The organism is Mycolicibacterium cosmeticum, from assembly GCF_000613185.1.
In the GTDB taxonomy this organism is placed as follows: domain Bacteria; phylum Actinomycetota; class Actinomycetes; order Mycobacteriales; family Mycobacteriaceae; genus Mycobacterium; species Mycobacterium cosmeticum.
In genome coordinates this window covers 2,445,441-2,465,234 of sequence record NZ_CCBB010000003.1, presented here as the reverse complement: position 1 = coordinate 2,465,234, position 19,794 = coordinate 2,445,441, and the positions used below count along the sequence as shown (strand labels likewise).

Sequence of the window (19,794 nt, the reverse complement as noted above, 5' to 3'; positions counted from 1 at the left end):
CGGGATCCGGACACCAACTTCGCCCACGAGTTGCACACCTACGGCATCTACGGGCAAAAGGACTACAACGCCTGGATCGGCAAACTGGTCTGCAAACGGCTCTACAACAACGTCGACCACGACGCGTTCGCCTCGGCCAAATTCATCGGCGACAACCTCGACCGGCACAACACCACCCAACAGAACTGGCAGTTCCTCGGCGCCGCCCTGAACTACTACTGCCCGGAAAAACGCGTCATCCTCGACCAGGCCGCCGCCGCCCAGCACTGAACCGGAGAAACACCATGGCATCCACCGCAATCCGCTACGGCATCGCCGCACTGGCCCTGGCCGGCGCCCTGACCACCTCGGGCATCGCGTCAGCCGACGCCACCGATGACTACCCCATCCCCAACCGCATCCTCAAAACCCCCTGCACCGCCGAACAGATCATGGCCGCCGCCCGCGACGTCGAACCCGTCTACTACGAGCGCTACATGATCGACTACAACAACAAACCCGCCGCCGACCAACAAGGCGCCCAAGACCGCATCCACTGGTTCTTCTCCCTGGACTACGCCGGCCGACGCCAATACTCCGAAGACACCGCCACCAACGCCTTCTACGAACAAATGTCCTGGCGCTGGCCCAACTGGGCAAAACTGTTCTTCAACAACAAAGGCGTCGCCGCCCACACCACCGACATCTGCCAGAACTACCCACCCAATGACATGTCGGTCTGGGACTGGCACTAGGCAGGACAGGCCTCGTAGAAGTAGCCACTGTCGCGCGGCGTGACGAGGTTGTGGTCGCGCATGATCATCACCGGTGGCCGGCCGGCACTGTCGCACGCCGAGTCGAAGGCATCGGGACCCAGTTCGTCGGTGTATTCGATGTCCAGCACCACGGGGTAGAGTTCGGTGTATCTGTCGCATTCGCTGAATTGGATGCATGATTCGGTGATGGCGAAGTCGTAGCCGGCGGACCGGAGCGGCTCGGCGATCTCCGCGCCGTTCTTCTGCGCGATCGCCAGGCCGGCCTGATGTGTTATCCGCGCGTACGTCGCCGCCATCGCGATGTTGTCCTCGACGGTGAGCCGCCCGTCCGAGCGCGTGTACGAGTCCAGGTTGTCCACTTCGACGGCCGCATACCCCTTCGCCGCGCATCCGTCGATCCACGGTTTGACCATGGCCGCCAGCGCTTCGCGTTTCGGTTCGGTCGACGTGTCAAACAGGTACTCGTCCGGCCAGTCGGGGTCGGCGAGCGGTTCCCCGCCGATCTGCACCACCAGATCCGGATGCCGTTGGGCGATGTCGGCGGATTCTGCCGGCTGCGTCTGAAAGCCGTTGACGTAGCAGATGTCGTAGCCGGTGCCGGCCGGTTCGTCGGTGCGGTCCCGTGCGACGGTGCGGACTCCCGCCGGAGGCGGGTAGGGGCCACCCAGTTGATAGTCGAAGCCTGCATTGCGGTCGGGCAGGCGCAGCGTCGACGTTGCCGGCGGCGCCGCTGGCCCAGCCGGTTCCTCGGTCGAGCAACCGGCCAAGGCCAAGCACGCTGTCGCGAGGAGTGCCAGCGGAGAAGTGCCGGATCGCACGTCCCGATCGTAATCGGACCTCCACTGCCGCGGCCAGCGCACGCACTCACGAGGCCGTGACGACCACCTTGCCGGCGGCCACGACTGCGGTCAGACCGATGGCTTCGCGCCCGGCGGGCCTTGCACCGAGAAGGCAGGCGGCCACCGGTGCGATCAAGTGTTCACGGACTGCTCGGCGCAGCCCGCGCGCCCCGTAGACCGGGTCGAAGCCCCGGTCGTGCAGAAAGGCCACCACGTCGGGGTTGGCGACGAGGGTGACGGATTCGCGTGCGAGGCGCGCCGTGAGCAATTCGACCTCGCGTTCGGTGATGGCTCTGGCCGTCACCGGGGCGATCGGGTCCATGACGACCGTCTCGTCGATGCGATTGAAGAACTCAGGGTCGAAGAAGTCCTCGGCGGCGTGCCGGATCAGGTCGCGGGAATGGCGTGCACTCACCCCTCGGCGTGGATTCCACCAGCGTGGCGTGGCGTTGGCTCGTTGCTCGCGCGCCACGGCGTGCGAGCCCAGGTTCGAGGTGAGGAAGATGTAGCTGTTGCGAAACGATATGGTCTCGCGCCCGTTGGCAAGTCTCAGATGGCCGCAGTCCAGCACGTGCAGGAGGGCGCGAATCACCGTGGCGCCGGCCTTCTCGATCTCGTCGAACAGGACGATCCCGGGTGTGAACGGATCGCCTTCGATCTTGTCCTTCTGGAATACCGTGAAGGACTCTTTGCTTCCGGCGTATCCGGGTGGCGCACCGGAAAACGATGCTGCGTAGTGCTCCTGAGCCAGCGCGGCCATATCGATGCGGCACAGGTCGTCGGGACCGGAGCGCAGCTGCGCGGCGACCTGCCGGACCAGATCTGTCTTGCCCACGCCGGTGGGTCCGACGAGCAGGATGCTGGCCAGCGGGCGGCCCGGGTCGGCAACCCCCGCCTGTGCGATGGCCACGGCCCGGCCGACGGCGGCCACCGCGTCCTCCTGCCCCAGGATGTGCGCGCCGAGGGCACGGGTGAAAGCGTGCTGATCGAACCGCGGAGCCGGCCGCGCACCGATGTCATTGGGCTCCAGGGCGGTTCCGTTCTGCTCGTGGAACATATCCGTGATGAACGGCATGGCGTGCCCGCGCTACGCTTCGGCGGTCTCCTCGACGGGAAGGGCACCGACCCGACAATCGGCGACCCCCACGGTGTCCCGGGTGATCGACTCGACGACCTCCTGCGCCTTCTGCGCATCGGTGACCCACAACTTGTAGAACTCGAACGGGCAGTCGGCCACGCCCTTGTCTCCGTCACCGGCGGCGTGCACGCCCGAGTAGCCGCGGTGCAGCAGCTTGAACAGATGGTTCTGGGACTGGTCGAAGTGGCGGGCGTCGCGGATCGCGGACAGCGACAGCTGCGCGAACTGGATGCCGTATTCCTCTTCACCGGTCTCCCCCAGCGTGCGGCCGTCGAATCCGATGATCGCAGAATGGCCGAAATAGGAATAGACACCGTCGAACCCGGCTGCGTTGGCGACCGCGACGTAACAGTTGTTGGCCCAAGCCATGGCCTTGGCCATCAGCACCTGCTGGTCCTTGGCTGGATACATGTAGCCCTGGCAGCGGACGATCAGTTCGGCACCTTTCATCGCGCAGTCCCGCCAGATCTCGGGATAGTTGCCGTCGTCGCAGATGATCAGCGAGATCTTCATGCCCTTCGGGCCCCGTGACACATAGGTCGTGTCGCCGGGATACCAACCCTCAATCGGGCACCACGGCAAGATCTTTCGGTACTTCTGAACGATCTCACCGGTGTCGTCGATCAGGACGAGGGTGTTGTAGGGCGGCTTGTTGGGGTGGTCCTCGTGCCGCTCACCGGTGATCGAGAACACCCCCCATGTCTTCGCCTTCCGGCATGCTGCGGCGAAGATGTCGGTCTCGTCACCCGGAATGGTGGCCGCCGTCGCGTACATCTCATCGGGGTCGTACATGATCCCCTGCGTGGAGTACTCGGGGAAGACCACCAGATCCATGCCCGGCAGCCCCGCCTTCATCCCGACCACCATGTCCGCGATCTTGCGGGCATTGTCGAGCACCTCGGCCTTGGTGTGCAGGCGCGGCATCTTGTAGTTGACGACGGCCACCCCAACGGTGTCAGGGCTCGACGAGATATCCCCATGACGCATGGATTCTTCTCCTAAGAACGTTGTCAGTTAAGGACTTTGACAGCAGAACGAGATGTGGGCACGGCTACGACACCGCTCGGCGGTGAGATCCTGGACGGCCCCTGCGCGGGGGGCCATCCCTTGACCAAATAATTCTCAATTGAAAATATATGTGCCGCGATGTGGTGTCAAGCGGAGATGTCAGCTTCGCGCCGGCAGGGTGGCGAGCACATCGAAGTCGAACGTGTTCGCGGCGGCGAGGTGCACCGGCTGTTCGAAGTGGATTGTGCCCCGGGGGCTTTCGTACGAAAGGCGATCCGGTGAGGCAATATCGGTGAGACGGCCCGCCTTCGCGATGAGATGCGCGAGCAATGTCGCTCCCTCGTAACAGGATTCGGCGACGCCGCTCAGCGGCGGGGCGTGCGTGCCATGCATCCCGCGATAGCGTCCGATCAGTTCCATGGACGCTGCGCCGACCATGGAGCGAAAGTATGCTGCGGCGGCGAACAGGCCGCGGGTGCCCTCCTCGCCGCTGGCGAGCAGCATGTTCTCGTCCATGAGTGGACTGAATCGGATGAAGGAGTCGTCGGCGCCCAACTCGGCGCACGCGCGATTGAACGCAATGGCGTCCTGGCCGACCAGCAGCATCAGCACCCCGTCGCAGCCGGAGGCCAGCGCGGCACCGGCGACGCCGAGCATGTCCTCGCTGCCCAGTGCGACGAGTCGCTCCCCGACGATCTCCAGATCCAGCGTGTGCGCGTAGTGCCGCACCGCAGCCATGGAGGATCGCGGCCACACGTAGTCGTCGCCGACGACGAACCACCGCCGGACCCCGAGATTGTCGCGTAGCCAGCGCAGCGCCGGCGAAATCTGACGATCCGGCGTCTCGCCGCAGCAGAAGATGTCGGGGCGGCCTTCCCCGCCCTCGTACAGCGCCGGGTACGCATACGGCACCCGGCCGGCGACGAGGGGCGCCAACGCATTACGCACCGACGAGATATGCCAGCCGCTGACGGCGTCCACCCGGGCGGCGGCGATCAGGGCACCCACCTCGGCGGCCACCCGCGCCGGGGCGGCCCCGCCGTCGACGAAATCGATCACGACCTCACGCCCGAGCACGCCCCCAGCGGCATTGAGGTCGCGCGCCACCAAGTGGCTCACCGCTTCACAGGCCGCCCCGAAGACGCCACCAGGACCTTGCAGCGGGATGACCATGGCCAGCCGCCACTCCTGGTTGCGATTCCGTCGCTGCGGGCCCGTCAACGCTATGACCTCACCACCATCTGCGTGCGATCGTCTACTATCATTTTCATTCAAAAGTATCGCGCGGTCGACGGGGATCGGCAACACAAAGGAGTGGCGGGCTATGGCCAACAGTGCTTGGGAGGGCCTCGCCGCCGCGTCGGTTGCCACCGCCGTGCTGCGGGCGTCGCGGCGGTTGACGTCCCAACTGGAGGCGGAACTGCACGAAGACGGCCTCGGGATCGATCACTGGCTGACCGTGGAAGCCCTGGCGAGCGGCGATGGACTCACGATGGCCGATCTACAGTCGGCGACCCTGACCCCCGGCCCAACGCTGACCAGGGTCGTGGACAAGCTCGTGACGCACGGCGCGGCCTACCGCGAGGTGGACGCCGTGGACCGGCGCAAGGTCAGGGTGTATCTGAGTACCCGTGGCGCCAAACTGCACGAACGGCTGAGCCGGTCGATCGCCTCCGCCGAGTCGGACTGGCTCGACAGTGACGGCGCCGAACTCGCCCAGGCGTTGTTCGGGAGGGCGTTTCAGCGGCGGTGACGTGTTGCGGCTCAGCACCGGCAGCGGAAATATCTCCGGCCAACCGATCAGTGCTTGACCTTGCAGGCGTTGCTCGGCGACCCAGCCGCCAATTTGACTGCCGCCCCATTGTTGCGCGGGTGTTCGAACTGGACGCACACCTGCCCGGCGGCCGGAGCACTGGATGCTCCACGGGGATGGATATCGCAGTCGTCTCCCATGTGTTGGAACCGCTGTGCGTCGCAGTGACGACATCGGCTGCTCTCAGGAAGATCCCGAAAGCAGCCGTGGCGGCCCGACCTCCGACGCCTCCGAAAGAAATACACCGCGAGGCCCAACACATATACGCTTACTACCGCTTCCACGGACACGCCAACGTCGGATGCCCCGGAGATTGCGCCGATGACTGAACTGTTTATCAATAGCATGGATGCCGTCACCAACATGACAATGGGAACCAACGGTCTAGACATCGTCACCCATGGTGTCGCTCTTCGGCGAGGGCGGCGTCGTGGCTATCAGGAATCCGACGAACAATAACGGGACACCGATGAAGATGAAGAGCCATACCGCCATGGTTTGGTTCGAAACCATTAGCAGCAGCGTAATCACCGATAATGGACCCATTGCGACTGCCTCGCCGACAAGAACAGGCCTGCGCTGCACTTCGCCCTCGCCGACGCGGCGTGCGACCCGCAATGCGAAGGCATTCCAGCTGCTTGCAACCGCTATGACCGCCAACGTGGTTAGGCCAATCGAAAAGAAGCCAAGGCCGTATCCCTCATCGGTCATCACAGGCTCAGCCCACCAACGATATCCGCAGAAAAGCATCGCCATAGCACTCACCGCCGCCACCGCGGTGAGCAGTCGCAACTGTTTGTCCGAGACACGAAGATTGCTCGGTTGGGAAGAATAGCTTTTCATCGTTTTGAATCGGTCGACGATCGCCGCACACAACCTCGGGTCGGTTCACGGTGTACGGTACGAATTCGTAGCTTGGTCGAGGTACCTTCGGCAGCAATATCATCGAAGCCGGCGCCGACTCCTACCGGCTCACCTACACCAAAGCCCACCAACATCCCCTATTGCAGAGCACGGGGTTCATCGCATCAAATCCGCCACACGCAGCACTGCTTGCTTGGCCTGATCCACCACGTAGCCCTCGCCGATAAATTGAACCTTGAACGTTGGAGTGAAGTAGGTGAGATTCACCTCGCAACCTGGTTCATATCTCTCAGCGCTACCGTCGTAGATGACGAAGACCGCATCCGGACGTTCCTGGCCGTCTGGCTTGGCCAGCGAATACGCCGGCATCACGGGAGTGGATGGATTCCAGTCTCCCTCCTGGTTGTAGATCTCCTGCACGTCTGTCTGACGGTACTTCGCTCCGACCAGAAAGTGGTTGCCTGAGGACTTTTCTTCCCACGAGCACGATGTTCCATTCTCGATGTCCTCTTGGGTGCGGATTAGGTTGACCGGAGCGAGATGAGCGACCATGTCGTGAAGTGCTTCGGCGATCTGAGCGCAGGTCGGCAGACCGGGCGCACCAGCGGCGGGCTGGTCGCCTCTGCCGGAGTTGTTGTCACCGCAGCTCGTGGCCATCAGTACCACTCCAATCATGGTCAGGGCGAGGATGGCCCTGCGTAGCGTGTTGCGTCGGGTGGTGGACATGTCTATGTGCACCCTCTCGGAGCAGACGAGGGGTAGGCGGTGATAATTTTCCCGCCGCCACCGTCAATGATGATGTTCGCCCACAGCGTCTTTCCTGTCAGCTGCCCGCCATTTCGGAGATTCTTCTCGAATAACAGATAGCCGACCACGAATGTCCCATTGGTCTCGGCATAGCAGACGGTCATCGGATGCTGCAGCGCCACCTCGATGCTGTGATCAGCATTGTCACGCCAATTATATCGACGATCAATTCCTTGCCAATCGCCTTCATGGCCGTCGGCGATGTGGCGGTATCCGTTTTTGAGATTGCCACAGTACAGGGTGGAGGTGCCTTCGACCATGGCGTGGCCAGGGGTGTTGATCGGTGCGCGGGCGAAGGTGCGCACCGCCTTGTCTTCGGGAGAGGTGCGCCCGCATGCTCCCCAGGTCTGTTGTTCGGACACGTCAGGGGTCTTCGGCCCGCTGGTACAGGCCTGTTGAAGCGCCGCGACGTCAGCAGCCTGCGGGCCGCCTTGAGGCTGACCACCCGGGTTCATCAACGCCGAAGGATCTTCCGAATGCACCAGACCAAGGGCGTGGCCGAGTTCATGGGCCAACACCGACACCAACTCCTGCACAGACAAGTCGTCCAGATTGACCCGTATCCGCGCCGGGGCCACATCGCTGCCAGAGGTGTACTCGGCGATGCCCACCGTGGGATCGCGGGAGACCTCGATCACCACCGTCGGTGAGGCTCCGGTCGAACTCGCCTCAATGATCGGAACCGAGCCCGCATCGACCCATTCTTGGGCGGCCCGGGCTGCGGCCGCGGCCGCCTCGGGACTCGCCGCATACACCACTTGCCCGTTGGTCACCGCTGACGTGTTCAGGCTGCAGTCCGATTGCCGATCTTGCTGTGGTTGCGACGATTGTCGAGGTTGTGCCGTCGCCGACTGCCGCGGCACATCCTGCTGGCTCTGCTGCGCCGGCGCCGAGGGAGCAGCCGACTGCAGCGGCTGGTCGTAATCCGGTGGCTGCGTGCCGTGCACCGGCTGCTGGCGCTGAGGGTAGGACTGTTGCGGGTGTTGCGGCGCTTGGCTGTATTCGGGCGCCTGTGCGGACGGCGAGTTGATGTCGACGCCGTAGTCCGACTGGCCCGGTGGCGGGTAGGAGCCGCCGTCGTAACCACCTGGTGGGCTGGGCATACCGGGTGGCTGGAATTGACCGCCGTTGAAGCCGCCGTCGCCGCCTGGACCGCCGGTGGGACCAGTCGGATCAGCGGTCGCACCGGGTAGCGCCGAGATCGTCGACCCACCATGGTCATTGGTCGTGGTGATTGCCGCAGCCAGCACCACGGCAAAAATCGCCGGGACCATCAACAGGCGCCGATAACGCCCCGGGATTGTCTTCAATCGGAGCCTCATCACCATCACCGGGCAACTGCATCGTGCAGCGCCCCCGGGTGCCACGCCGGTAGCTTCATCGGGGCCCGCCGGTCATATTGGCTTTGGCCCAGGCCACGTAGTCGGCTGCGGCTCGCGTACAACCGTCGTAGTCATCCCCGGTCTGCCCGAAGACAGTGGTGCATTGGATCGACATATGCGCCAGGAGTCGGTTGTTGCATGAGTCCACCGACGTCTGGGCGGGCGTGGTCGCCAGGCACTGTTGCTGGGTTGCACAAGCAGCCACGAAATTGGCCACTCGCCCGTCGGCACTGGCGAAGACATCGGGTCCGCCTTGGCAATGTGCATCACCCGGCGCGGCAGGCACATTCACGCCGGGCGGTAGCCCCTGCCAGTTGGTGCTCGGCGCGCCGGTGGTCGGTACGTCAGAAGCCCGGTAAGACAGCGCGATGGTGACCGGGAACGCGAAGGCGCTCACCGGTCCGAGATCGATGGTCAGATTGGACTGTCCCGGCGGGAAACCCGGCCCCAGCGTGGGTGTCACCGACAGCGGTACCTGATTGGCATCGGTAGCCGCGGGCACACTGAAGGTACCGATCACACGGGACGGATTACCTGCAGTGGCATCGGTTTCGACCAACACCACGTTGGGCCCGGACCGCAGATGAGTGGCCGCGGGAAGCTTGATACCGAACGGAATGGTCGAGGCGGAGAACACGCTCTTGCGGGTCACCGTGATATCCACTCCGCCACCGGCGTACGGCACCACGGTGTAGTCGACATCAGCTGAGCCGTACACCGCACCGCCGCCAGGCAGCCACGCCGCAGGCCCCAACACCAATTCCGTGGGTAGATGGATCGAGATCTGCCGGTTCGGGTGTGCGGTCGGAGCGAAGATGCCGTCCTTGGCCCACATCGGCACGGTGGCCTCCCCGCGCTCGGCCTGGGCAGCCAGTGGGGGCTCCAGCCCAGCGGTCTCGCCTTGCGGCGTGGTCGACGAAATCCTGGCCCCACCAATCGGACTGACCCGCCCGGGATCGGCGGGCATCGGCCGCTGGATCGGCAACGGAACCGCAGGCCGCGTCGCGTCATCCACAGCCGGATCGGCATGCGCAACCCATCCACTACTGAGCACAGCCGCGCCAAGAACCACCAGTAATCGCCGGGTCAGCCGCGACACCATCACAGGTCTTTCGGCTCGCCGTAGAGGGTCTGGGTGTCGTTTCCGTTGTCGGTGCGGATCCGGATCGTGGCATACGACTGGATCTTGACCTGACCACCGCAGCCATCGGCTTCGATGTTCTGATCCCGCAGATTCGACACCGCATGCATATTGCGCAGGCTGATCCGGTCCAGCGGAACCTGCGCCAGTCCACCGGGTTTGAGAACGACCCGGATATAGCCACCCAAGTGTTCCTGCACGCCCAGCGTGGCACCGCCCGAGGCCCCGCCGAACCCACCGCCCTGGCCACCCCCGGATCCGCCACCGCCGTACCCGCCGCCATAGACTTGACCGTTGACTTGTTGATACGGATCGATCCCGATATCGCCACCCACCTCGACCCCCGCCGACGAATCCGTGCGGCAGCCAACGAAATAGCCGGCCTCCAACTGCGCATCCTGGATCACCGACGCACCCGAACCGCTGATCCGCGCCTCCGCGCGCACCGACACCCGGGCCTGCCACGAGTTCGAGGCACCCGCCAGATTGTCGATATGGTTGATCACCTCATTGGTGGTATTCACGTCGATCACCCACCCGTCATCGGTGACGAACTGCGTCCACCGATCCGGCATCACCTCAGGATCGGCGGCACTGCTGGGCGCGACACCGACGACGAATCCTCCCAATACAGCGAATACCGAGGCTGCCAGGAACACCTGAGATGAGCAGACGCGCCACACCACCATTGAGCAGATCCCCCCGGTCCCCATGCGATGAACATTCCTTGTGAGGAGTGTCATTCACGTTTCCAGCCGCAGACTGGCATATAAGGGACTGATGTGTCAATCTGCAATTGATGGCTGCTGGTCAGCTAAGTCGTCAGTCTCCAGGGGCGACCGGCCGAGCCGGCAGGTTCAAGAGGCGTTTCTTGCCAGAGTGGGTAGGAAGGGGCGGTCTGATGGCGCACGGCGGAGCAACTGCGGTCGAACAGCCGATGGGGCGGCGCCCCCGGACGCGGGTGTCCTCCGTGGATCCGGAAAGTTTCGCCGCCCGGCTCAACCGACTGTTCGAGACGGTCTACCCACCCGGCCGTGGTCCATACTGCAGTCGAGAGCTGGTGCGTGCCTTGGAAGATCGCGGGCTGGCATTGTCGGCGCCGTACTTGTCTCAGTTGCGCTTGGGCCGACGGGGAAACCCGTCGCTGGAGACGATGGAGCTGATCGCCGAGTTCTTCGGCATTCGCATCGACTACTTCACCGGTCACGATGAGAGCTACTGCCGCAAACTCGAAGAAGAGCTGAACTGGCTTGACACGTACCGAGATCCGGAGGTCCGCAGCCTCACCACCGCTCTGCTCCGACTGTCTCCGGCCCGGCGCGAGAAACTCCTCGCCGCCGGCCTCTGATCACCGTGGCAACCCATCACGTTCCCGCGACTCCGAGAACGCGCAGGGCGTTGTCTTTCAGCACCCGGGGCAACGTGGCGGCCGGGATGCCCAGATTGGCGAAGTCGTCGCGCCATCGGTCCGCGTCGTGAACGGGATAGCCGGAGCCGAAGAGCACCTTCGTGGACAACGAGGTCTTGATGGCGTGGACGAGCTGCGGCGGGAACTGCGTGGGAGATGTTCCGGACAGGTCGATGTAGACATTGGCCTTGTGTGTCGCGACGGCGATCTGGGCGTCGACCCACGGCACCGCGGGGTGGGCCATCACGATTGTCAACTCGGGGAAGTCGGCGGCCACGTCGTCGAGCAGCATGGGGTCGGAGTAGCGGAGTTTGATACCGCGTCCACCCGGCCGGCCGGCACCGATACACGTCTGGCCGGTGTGGAACAGCAGGGGCAGCCGGTACTCGGCGATGGCCTCGTAGATGGGATAGAAGCGCCGGTCGTTGGGTTCGAACGCCTGCATGCTCGGGTGGAACTTGAACCCGCACACACCGTATTCGCCGATGAGTCGGTGCACGCGGCGCACTGCCGCCGTGCCCTGCCATGGGTCGACCGAGCCGAACGGAATCAGCACATCCCGATTCAGCGCCGCCCGCTCGGCAATCTCCTCGACCGAATTGGGTGCGCGCCCCGTCGCGGCGGTGGCGTCGATGGTGAAGACCACGGCGGCCATCTGGCGGTCGCGGTAATACTGCGCCATCGCGTCGATGGTGGGGATTGGCCGTGCGGACGCGGAGGCCATGGAATGCACAGAACGCACCGATTCTCCGTCGAGCCAGCGCCGGCCGGCCCAGTCGATCGACACATGGGCATGAACATCCAAGGCTTCGATGGCATCGAAATCGACGCCGCATGCATAGACGGTCATGACCGAACCGAGTCCGTCGCCTCAGGCTGCGAGCAGATGGCCCCGACGGAAATCGAGATCCTGAGGTTCAGCGCATTTCCGCGGCTCCGCGGGCAACATGTCGGCATGCTGGTTAGTCGCAGTTTCCGGCACATTCCGAATGGTGTGCTGCGTCACACCCTCGCGGCGCCGTCCGATAGCCCGTCGGTTGCGAGGCCGCCCACCTATCGGTTCGGCGTCCGGCGATGTTTCACGCTCGCCACGAAACCACCTCCAACCAGGAAGGCGACTGAACAGATGGATGACGACGACATGGATGACAGCCCGGCAGCACCGGCCGAATACGCCATCGGCGACCGTGTTCGCATCCGGCCGGGTACCGAAGACGAGGTCGGCGGCGTCGTCGTCGAGGACTTCGGTGACCACGCCGGGTACAGCGTCGATATCGGCGACGAGCACATCGTCGACGCGGGCCGGCGCTGGGCCATCACCACCGATGCCGGCACGCTTGAGTTCCACGACAGTTCCGACCTGGCCGCCGAGTCCTGATCCGGGAGGTTCTTGCGCGACGGGCGTTGTTGGCCGGCTTCGGCGCCACGATCCAGGAGCACCGATCTGCGGCAACCGTGCTGGTCAGCCGAGCAGCGACGGCGTCACAGACAGCGCGATCGACGGCCGCAAGGGCAGCTGGGGAAGCAGACAGGCCTGCAGGGCGTGATACACGTCAGGTTTGCCGCACCAGACGGTGCGCGAAGGCTGATTGGTGCGCGACAGCTCGTGGTGCCAGGAGCCGTGTCGGCGGTCGAGCAGGTAGGAGCGAATGTAGTTCCACCAGTTATGGAAGTCCTCGGCATAGGCGTGTTCGCCGGTGACCCGATGCAAGGCGGCCGCCGCGGCGGTGGCTTCGGCGACCACCCAGTGCATCCGTTCGTGAACGACTGGGCACCCGTCCCAATCCACGGTGTAGACGAATCCGTCGGCGCCGTCGCGAGCCCATCCGTCAGCCTTGGCCCGCGCGTAGAGCGCAGTGGCCGACTCAACCAGCCAATCGGATTCTGCCCCGGGGGTCGCAGCCTGCAGCTGTAAGCACAACCGTGCCCATTCCATACCGTGGCCTACAGTGGCGCCATACGGGCGGAATGGATGTGCGGCATCGCCGATGTTGTAGTCCAGCAGCGGCTGCCAGTTCTCGTCGAAGTGTTCGACGATCCTCCAGTTGTTGGGCCGCGCCCAGCCGTTGACGATGTGATCGACGATTCGCAGAGCCCGTGCGCGCCAGGTGTGGTCGCCCGTTACGTCGGCGGCCGCCAGGAAGGCCTCGACGGCATGCATGTTGGAGTTGGCTCCGCGGTACGGCTCACTGAGTTTCCAGTCACGGCTGAACGCCTCTCGAACGAGACCTTGTGTCTCATCCCAGAAGTGTTCGTCCAGCATGTGCAGAGCCCGGTGCAGCAGCCGATCACCCGCCGTTATTCCACGTGCTGCCGCAGACGCCGCGGCGAGGGTCACAAATGCGTGGTCATACGCGGTCTTGGGATATGCCGCCGGTTGCCCATCGTCGCTGTGGAACCACCCGCCATGGACAGGATCCGCGAAGACGGAATCGATTGCAGACAGACCAGCTTCGAGGTGAGATCGAAAATGATTGGGCCACAGCGCTTCACCGATGCTGAACACGTGGGTCATGCGGCAGCCGATATAGATTTGAAGCGGTTTGCCTTCCTGCCGACCGCCTTGATCGTCGAGCCAACCGATGCTGCCGTACGGATCCACTGAACCGGTCGCGAACTCGACCAGCCGCCGAGCCTCGTGCAGAAGCCAGTGCTTCTGCACTTCGCTCACCAGTTCAGAGCCATGGCTCATGATTTTCTCCATCGATGGTCGAACGCCGACGGCGATTGGGCAGTTACCGGCGCCTGGCGCCCTTGGCCCCGGAGCGTGGACCGCCGCTCGACTGCCGTTCGACGAGGGTTACCGGTATGACCGTACGGCGTCGATATCGCTTGTGACGGTGCTCAATTCGATCGAAAATCCGCTCGGCGGCGAGGATGCCGAGGGATGCGGGATCCTGATCGATAACAGTGACCGCCGGTGTCAGCATGTCGGCCATCGGAAAGTCGCCGAACGAGATCATTGCGAGGTCGTCCGCTTTCAGTGCCGGTATCAGCGCCATACTGCTTCGGTCGTTCGACGAGAAGATGGCAGTCGGCGGATCCTCGAGCGCACTGAGCTGCGCCATTGCCGCCGCTGCCGATCGACGGTCCCAGACGTCCAGGACTACAAGGCGATCGTCGTGATCGATTCCCCGACGACGATGCGCCTCGACGTATCCCTCCAAACGCTGGGCGGTGGGCTGGGTGAGCGTGTCTCCGATGAAGGCGACGCGGAGGTGGCCGCGCTGCAGAAGCAACTCCGTGGCGCTCAGGGCGCCGCCGTGGTTGTCCTGGGTGAACGAGTCGGCGTGGACATTGGTAGGTGTTCGGTCGACGAAGACCACAGGGGTGCGGTCTATCCACGGCCGCAGATACGACTGGTCAGTCGTCACGGGCGCGATGATCAAACCGCTGATGGACTGGCTCAGTGTTGTCTCGACGATTTTCCGCTCGATGAGCGGATCGGTTCCGATGCTCGTCACGCTGACCGACATGCCGTGGTCGGCCGCCACGCGACCGACTGACTGCGCAATGGATGCAAAGAATGGATCCACCAGATCCGGTACTGCGAGACCGATGATGGGTGCCGAGCCGGCGCGGAAGGTCGTGGCCACAGCGTTGGGCACGTAGTTCAGTTCCCGCAGGGCCGCTTCGACCCGCATACGGGTATCCGGCAATACGTGCGGGTCGTCGTTGAAGACCCTGGATACGGTCTTGGTGCTGACCTTCGCAAGTTTGGCGACGTCCCGCATGGTGGTCAACGATCGCTCCCAGCCGCGGGGACCTGCCGCATCGCTGCCACTGGGCACACTTCCGCGGCGCCCCAGGAGTTGGCCCATGCAGTCACGTCTTCGCACCTCACTCGATCGCCTCATCGATGGGCCCTGCTCGGCCGGCCGCCAACTGCGAACCCTTTTCAGGCATACAACCACACATCCGGGCGCGCGTCATCGGTGTCACCGACTTTCATGTCACCGGTGTCATGATTAACCTTGACACCGGTGACATGGCCGCCTAACGTCGCATCTATCGATGACGCCGGTACGCCGTCGCGAAGGAGTCCAGCCATGGATCGCTGGGATTTCGAGGAAACCCGCGCGATCGATCGCCGCACCACCGCGGCCGCCGCTGTCTACAAGTCCAGCTGCTACGACGGCCTTGAGGCCGAGTCTGCGAACAGCTCCGGCTGTCCACCCGTCCGATAGTCGATCAGGAGGGCAACGATGAACAGCGCACACAACGCTCCGCACCCCGTACCGCAGCGGGTGCTCGATGATCTGCACAGCAGGCTGTCCGCGTACCGGCGCGCGGTACTCCCGGCCGGTTTCGGGTGGGACCGCGGCGTCGATGGCGATTACCTGGCCGACCTCCTGGGCTACTGGGCGCATTCCTACGACTGGCGCGTCCACGAGCAGGAGATCCTGGCCTTGCCGTGGACACTGACCGGAGCCGGGCACGACACCCCGATCCGGCTGATCCATGTGCCATCGAAGGACCCGGACGCCGTCGCTGTCGTGCTCCTCCACGGTTGGCCCGACTCGGTGTTGCGGTTCCAGAAGGTCGTGCCGCTGCTCTCGGATCTCCACGTCGTCGTTCCCGCACTGCCCGGCTATCCTTTCGCCGCACCCGTCGCCCGCCGCGGAGTGGACTCGGCCGTCGCTGCGGACGCGATCGCCGCAGCGATGGCCGAGCTCGGCTACGACCATTACGTTCTGTCGGCCGGTGACGTCGGCTGCGACGTCACCGAAGTACTCGCCGACCGCCACCGGGAGCACGTCAGCGCGTTGCACCTCACCGACGTCTCGCAGTACCGATACCTGGTAAATCCCCCCACCGACATCACCGACGCAGAACGCGCCTATATGGCGCACGGCCACCGCTGGCAGGAAGCCGAGGGCGGTTACATGCATCTGCAGCGGACCAAGCCTCATACGGTGGCAGTCGCGCTCAACGATTCTCCCGCGGGTCTAGCCGCCTGGATACTTGAGAAGCTGCGCTCGTGGACCGACTGCGACGGTGAGGTCGAGTCAGTCTTCACCCGCGACCAGTTACTCACCTGGATCACCGCGTACTGGGTCAGCGGAGCGATCGGCACGTCCTTCACGCCCTATGTCGAGGGCGGCATCAATCCGGACGGGTGGATCGACATACCCACCGCCTTCACGATCTTCCCGAAGGACTTGGTGAACGCCCCACAAGAATTCGCCGCGCGCTTCTTCAACGTCCAGGCATACACCGAGCACACCAGCGGAGGACATTTCGCGGCGTGGGAATGCCCTGCCGAATACGCTGCCGGAATGCGTACTGCGGTCACGCTCGCTGACCTGCGACGCCTGTCGCGCAAGTAACTCGCGAACCGGCTCCTGGACTGATGTCACGATACTCCGACCCTTCATTAGCTGAGAATGCAATACGCTTGTATTGCCGTGGGCCGGTACGCACTGCTAGGTTCAGCACTGTGAACGCCGTAGACATCAGCGTTGTCATCCCTGTTCGCAACGGCGCGGCCTTCATCAGCAAACAATTGGAGGCGCTGGTCAATCAAGAGACGTGGGCATCCTTCGAGGTCATCGTGGCAGATAACGGGTCGACCGATCAGACAGTGGCAATTGCTCAGCAGTTCCTGCTCGAAGACCCGCGAGTCCGTGTCGCCGATGCCTCACGTGGCCCGGGGGCGAACGTCGCCCGAAACGTGGGAATTAACCTCTCCCGTGGTCAATATGTGTTGCTGACGGACGCGGATGACGTAGTGCACCCCGGCTGGATCCAGGCATACTGGCAAGCATTCCTCGATGGCGCCGACACGGCCGGCGGCGGGCTGAACCGCGTGCTGGCCGACGGCACAGTCCTAAGCCGGGAGTCGAAGTTGTACCGGTCCCAGGTGGGCGGAGCCGTATACGCCAACGCGACGAACTGCGGATTCGCTCGGAGAGTTTTTGACGCGGTCGGCGGGTTCGACGAGAAGCTCATCGGCACAGCCGACGAGGTGGAGTTCTTCTGCCGCACGCAACGCGCCGGATACCAGATGCGTCTGGTTCCCGCGGCGGTGGTGGACAAATTGCAGCACACCGACCTCTCCACTGCGTTCGATCAGTACTTCAACTTCGGGCGAGGTGAGACGATTCTCGCGCAGAAATTCCGCCCGCGACTGCTTGCCGCCGGCGTCGTCGTGGTCGCAATCCAAACAGCCATCTGGGGCGCCTTATGGGCCACTGTTGGCCGAGCAGCTCGATTCCGCCGAATCACCGTGCAACGATTCGCATTCAACATGGGAATGCTGGTCCAGGCGGCCCGCTCCCTTTCGAATAGGGCTGAGCACGCGGAATCTCAGGCCCGCAAAGCTATCCCGAACTGAAACCGGCATAGGCAAGGGGGTACCGATCAGCAGATGCGTGCACCACCACTGTGGCCGATGCGACGGTGTTCGACCGTGAGCTCGATGAGGCGCAACATTTTTGGTGACCTCGGGCACCGGACGAAGGATGAACCCGTGAGATGTAAACGGCATCCTGGCCATCACGTCCGGGTCGCTCAGTCCGGTGACAATCCATCCGACCTTCCGACGACCCGAACGAATTCGACTATGCCACAATCCAACTCGTTCATGAAGTAGGTCGTGTTCACGGCCGGCCGTTCGGGCAGGCGCTCGGTATTCGCCAGCCCCTGGATGTCATGCAGGGACTGCGTGACGAAGGTCGGTGGCTGCTGGAGGGTCGCAATACGAACTCCGCGGCCGCGGTCGCCTGGTGGGGTCTGGGCACGCCCGTGGAGCGGACTACATCGCGAACTTGGTCACGTCCTCGGCATCGATCCGCAGCTCGTATTTGATCTCGGCAATATATTTGCCCCCAACGAAATCGGTCCGCTCAGATCCTTCGATGATCCAGCCTGCACGCGCGTAGAAGCGGCGGGCGCGGACATTCGTCGAGAGCACCCACAGGTAGGCCGAGCCATATCCTGCCTGTCGCAACTGTCGGCAGCCGGCGGCCAACAATGTGCTGCCAACACCCGATCCCCAGTGCGGCGGATCGACATACAGCGACCAGATTTCTCCGAGCTGATCATGGTCACGGTCCCTTGATCGCCCAACGGTGACATGGCCGCAGACAACGTCCTCGTCGACGGCTACGAGCGTGTACGGACCGTTGACGGGGTCCATCTTGTCGAAACGGTAACGGGCCGCCCGTTCCTCGGGGCGCAGTCGGTCAAGATACGCCTGCGCGATGAGTCCCTTATAGCCCACTTGCCATGAGCGCACGTGCGTCTGCGCGACCGCCAGCGCATCGGCTGGCACCGCATTCCGCACGTTCACCATGGACGGAAGTATCTACCATCCAGCCTCATGTGCAACATCTCGTACCAACCGCCGGCTCAGTACAAGTGCATTTCTGTAGAGCGGCGCGATGCACATCGATGAGCGGAAAGCACAACCGAGGCCGCGCTTCGTTTGTCAAATTTGCGCTTGCTACCGCTGACGGATGTTGGTAATACTCATTGTCGGGGAATGCTTCGCCGCTGCTGAGATACACGCGAAGCAATAAATGGGGGTAACTGAATATGAATTGCCGTAAAGGCGATGCGGTGACTGCACGCCGCCGAATCGATGGGATGAATGTTCCGGTAGTGCCAGCGGGCTCCCATGGAGTCGTCGTGGCCACCACGTTGCTCGGCCGACCAAAACGTGTCGAGTTCATCGTCGATGATGGCTGGGGCACAAAGCAGTTCCAAGTTGATGTCGTTCCTGATGACATCGCGCCTGCAGCCGGCGATGAGCTGGCGCCTCAGCAATCGCGCTAGTCGCGTCGTCGGGCAGACCCGAGGTTGGCGAGCGCCGCTGTGGTCAGGCAGCCATGGACGCAAAACAAAGCCCGAAGAGCCGCCGATTAGAGGTTCAGGCGTGGTCCATGCAACCCGGAGGCAATACACTCATATTGGCCTGCCGGGGCGTGGGGGATCCCGGCAGGCCATCCTCTGTTGCGATCCGATCGGCCGCGGGACCCGTCGCCTTTTGAGCAATGCAATTACTGCGGCTTGAACTGGCCTTTCTGGATCAGCCTGGTGACCGCGGCGTCCCACCGCGAGGTCGCGTCCCAGTCGTAGAGGGACCCCTGAAGGTGTCTTTCAATGTGTGGGCGCAGCATGATGGTCCCCGCCCGAAGGATCAGCGGCAGCATCGCCGCCCACACGGAGTCGAGGTCATCAGGCGTCAAGCCCTGGGCCGCGAAGGTGACACCCTGCTGTTCACTGATGGCGTGCAGACCGTCGAAGATGACTTTCCCGACCTCTCCGCCTTCGACGAGCGCCCGGCCGACATAGTCCATGATCTCGGGGTTGTGGTGCATCAGCTCGGCGAACCGGCTACCGGCCTCACTGGCGCCGACAGCGACATCAGTGGCCCCCGGGGACACCCCCAGTGCATCCCCGAAGACGCTTAGAACATGTCGGTCGATGCTCTCGATCAACTGCCTCTTGGTGACGAAATAGTGCTGAATGAGACCTATGCTCACATCCGCGGCATCGGCGATCGTCTGCAGCGACGTCCCGGCGAAGCCACCGTCGGCGAAGCACTTCATCGCCGCATCGCGAATCTGCTCCGGCTTCGTCGCCGGCACGACCGGCGGGCGGGGCGCTGAGCCGTCCATCGTGGCCATTCTCCC

At 63.7% G+C, this 19,794-nt stretch carries 23 protein-coding genes; 9 read left to right on the top strand and 14 right to left on the bottom strand.

The window, feature by feature from the left end; translation table 11 throughout:
• Together BN977_RS31085 and BN977_RS31080 are read left to right on the top strand one after the other, a co-directional pair.
• Positions 1-270 (top strand): DUF732 domain-containing protein (locus BN977_RS31085; protein ID WP_036395509.1); only part of this gene is annotated, 270 nt, incomplete at its 5' end.
• A gap of 14 nt (positions 271-284) precedes the next feature.
• Complete coding sequence (locus tag BN977_RS31080) at positions 285-734, top strand: DUF5078 domain-containing protein (protein ID WP_036403951.1); 450 nt, start codon at positions 285-287, stop codon at positions 732-734.
• Here the strand turns inward: BN977_RS31080 and BN977_RS31075 are convergent.
• The 4 genes from BN977_RS31075 to BN977_RS31060 form a co-directional block, all read right to left on the bottom strand.
• Positions 731-1,522: an endo alpha-1,4 polygalactosaminidase gene (locus BN977_RS31075; protein ID WP_206666841.1), complete on the bottom strand. Its 792-nt coding sequence runs from the start codon at positions 1,520-1,522 to the stop codon at positions 731-733. The genes BN977_RS31080 and BN977_RS31075 overlap by 4 nt on opposite strands.
• Positions 1,523-1,619: 97 nt before the next feature.
• Positions 1,620-2,669 carry an AAA family ATPase gene (locus tag BN977_RS31070; protein ID WP_036403949.1) on the bottom strand — a complete coding sequence of 350 codons (1,050 nt, stop codon included), beginning with the start codon at positions 2,667-2,669 and terminating at the stop codon, positions 1,620-1,622.
• 12 nt (positions 2,670-2,681) lie between these two features.
• On the bottom strand, positions 2,682-3,719 hold the full coding sequence (locus BN977_RS31065; RefSeq protein WP_036403947.1) for an aliphatic amidase: 1,038 nt from the start codon (positions 3,717-3,719) through the stop codon (positions 2,682-2,684).
• Between the two features lie 180 nt (positions 3,720-3,899).
• Positions 3,900-4,913, bottom strand: coding sequence for a substrate-binding domain-containing protein (locus BN977_RS31060; protein ID WP_051562087.1), 1,014 nt, complete (start codon positions 4,911-4,913; stop codon positions 3,900-3,902).
• A gap of 151 nt (positions 4,914-5,064) precedes the next feature.
• Between BN977_RS31060 and BN977_RS31055 the strand changes: the two genes are divergently transcribed.
• On the top strand, positions 5,065-5,493 hold the full coding sequence (locus tag BN977_RS31055; RefSeq protein ID WP_036403943.1) for a MarR family winged helix-turn-helix transcriptional regulator: 429 nt from the start codon (positions 5,065-5,067) through the stop codon (positions 5,491-5,493).
• 444 nt (positions 5,494-5,937) lie between these two features.
• Here BN977_RS31055 and BN977_RS31050 read toward each other — a convergent pair whose 3' ends face one another.
• From BN977_RS31050 to BN977_RS31030, 5 genes are all read right to left on the bottom strand, one after another.
• On the bottom strand, positions 5,938-6,396 hold the full coding sequence (locus BN977_RS31050; RefSeq protein ID WP_131590247.1) for a hypothetical protein: 459 nt from the start codon (positions 6,394-6,396) through the stop codon (positions 5,938-5,940).
• 177 nt (positions 6,397-6,573) lie between these two features.
• The gene (locus BN977_RS31045; protein WP_036403940.1) at positions 6,574-7,143 is read right to left on the bottom strand and encodes a hypothetical protein; all 570 of its coding nucleotides are present in this window, start codon (positions 7,141-7,143) and stop codon (positions 6,574-6,576) included.
• A 2-nt stretch (positions 7,144-7,145) separates the two neighbouring features.
• On the bottom strand, positions 7,146-8,534 hold the full coding sequence (locus tag BN977_RS31040; protein ID WP_165576394.1) for a matrixin family metalloprotease: 1,389 nt from the start codon (positions 8,532-8,534) through the stop codon (positions 7,146-7,148).
• A 67-nt stretch (positions 8,535-8,601) separates the two neighbouring features.
• Positions 8,602-9,573 carry a hypothetical protein gene (locus BN977_RS31035; RefSeq protein ID WP_234709702.1) on the bottom strand — a complete coding sequence of 324 codons (972 nt, stop codon included), beginning with the start codon at positions 9,571-9,573 and terminating at the stop codon, positions 8,602-8,604.
• Between the two features lie 134 nt (positions 9,574-9,707).
• Positions 9,708-10,322 (bottom strand): MspA family porin, encoded by a 615-nt coding sequence (locus BN977_RS31030; protein ID WP_227456312.1) that lies wholly within the window; start codon positions 10,320-10,322, stop codon positions 9,708-9,710.
• A 326-nt stretch (positions 10,323-10,648) separates the two neighbouring features.
• Between BN977_RS31030 and BN977_RS31025 the strand changes: the two genes are divergently transcribed.
• Positions 10,649-11,095 carry a helix-turn-helix domain-containing protein gene (locus BN977_RS31025; protein ID WP_234709701.1) on the top strand — a complete coding sequence of 149 codons (447 nt, stop codon included), beginning with the start codon at positions 10,649-10,651 and terminating at the stop codon, positions 11,093-11,095.
• 16 nt (positions 11,096-11,111) lie between these two features.
• Here BN977_RS31025 and BN977_RS31020 read toward each other — a convergent pair whose 3' ends face one another.
• Complete coding sequence (locus BN977_RS31020) at positions 11,112-12,005, bottom strand: amidohydrolase family protein (RefSeq protein ID WP_036403934.1); 894 nt, start codon at positions 12,003-12,005, stop codon at positions 11,112-11,114.
• 276 nt (positions 12,006-12,281) lie between these two features.
• On the opposite strand from BN977_RS31020, the gene BN977_RS31015 reads away from it, so the two are divergent.
• The gene (locus BN977_RS31015; protein WP_024453612.1) at positions 12,282-12,533 is read left to right on the top strand and encodes a hypothetical protein; all 252 of its coding nucleotides are present in this window, start codon (positions 12,282-12,284) and stop codon (positions 12,531-12,533) included.
• 84 nt (positions 12,534-12,617) lie between these two features.
• Here BN977_RS31015 and BN977_RS31010 read toward each other — a convergent pair whose 3' ends face one another.
• A complete protein-coding gene (locus BN977_RS31010) occupies positions 12,618-13,847 on the bottom strand; it encodes an AGE family epimerase/isomerase (RefSeq protein ID WP_036405027.1) in 1,230 nt (409 codons plus the stop codon).
• 43 nt (positions 13,848-13,890) lie between these two features.
• On the bottom strand, positions 13,891-14,889 hold the full coding sequence (locus BN977_RS31005) for a LacI family DNA-binding transcriptional regulator (RefSeq protein ID WP_234709737.1): 999 nt from the start codon (positions 14,887-14,889) through the stop codon (positions 13,891-13,893).
• A 315-nt stretch (positions 14,890-15,204) separates the two neighbouring features.
• Between BN977_RS31005 and BN977_RS33030 the strand changes: the two genes are divergently transcribed.
• From BN977_RS33030 to BN977_RS30995, 3 genes are all read left to right on the top strand, one after another.
• On the top strand, positions 15,205-15,342 hold the full coding sequence (locus BN977_RS33030; protein WP_165576393.1) for a hypothetical protein: 138 nt from the start codon (positions 15,205-15,207) through the stop codon (positions 15,340-15,342).
• 60 nt (positions 15,343-15,402) lie between these two features.
• Positions 15,403-16,485 (top strand): epoxide hydrolase family protein, encoded by a 1,083-nt coding sequence (locus BN977_RS31000; protein WP_036405019.1) that lies wholly within the window; start codon positions 15,403-15,405, stop codon positions 16,483-16,485.
• 110 nt (positions 16,486-16,595) lie between these two features.
• Complete coding sequence (locus BN977_RS30995) at positions 16,596-17,492, top strand: glycosyltransferase family 2 protein (protein WP_234709700.1); 897 nt, start codon at positions 16,596-16,598, stop codon at positions 17,490-17,492.
• Between the two features lie 420 nt (positions 17,493-17,912).
• On the opposite strand, the gene BN977_RS30990 is transcribed toward BN977_RS30995, so the two are convergent.
• Entirely contained in the window at positions 17,913-18,452 is a 540-nt protein-coding gene (locus BN977_RS30990; RefSeq protein ID WP_036403931.1) for a GNAT family N-acetyltransferase, read from the bottom strand.
• 335 nt (positions 18,453-18,787) lie between these two features.
• Between BN977_RS30990 and BN977_RS33025 the strand changes: the two genes are divergently transcribed.
• Positions 18,788-18,934, top strand: coding sequence for a hypothetical protein (locus BN977_RS33025; protein ID WP_165576392.1), 147 nt, complete (start codon positions 18,788-18,790; stop codon positions 18,932-18,934).
• Between the two features lie 224 nt (positions 18,935-19,158).
• On the opposite strand, the gene BN977_RS30985 is transcribed toward BN977_RS33025, so the two are convergent.
• Entirely contained in the window at positions 19,159-19,788 is a 630-nt protein-coding gene (locus tag BN977_RS30985) for a TetR/AcrR family transcriptional regulator (RefSeq protein WP_234709699.1), read from the bottom strand.
• Positions 19,789-19,794 lie beyond the last annotated feature (6 nt).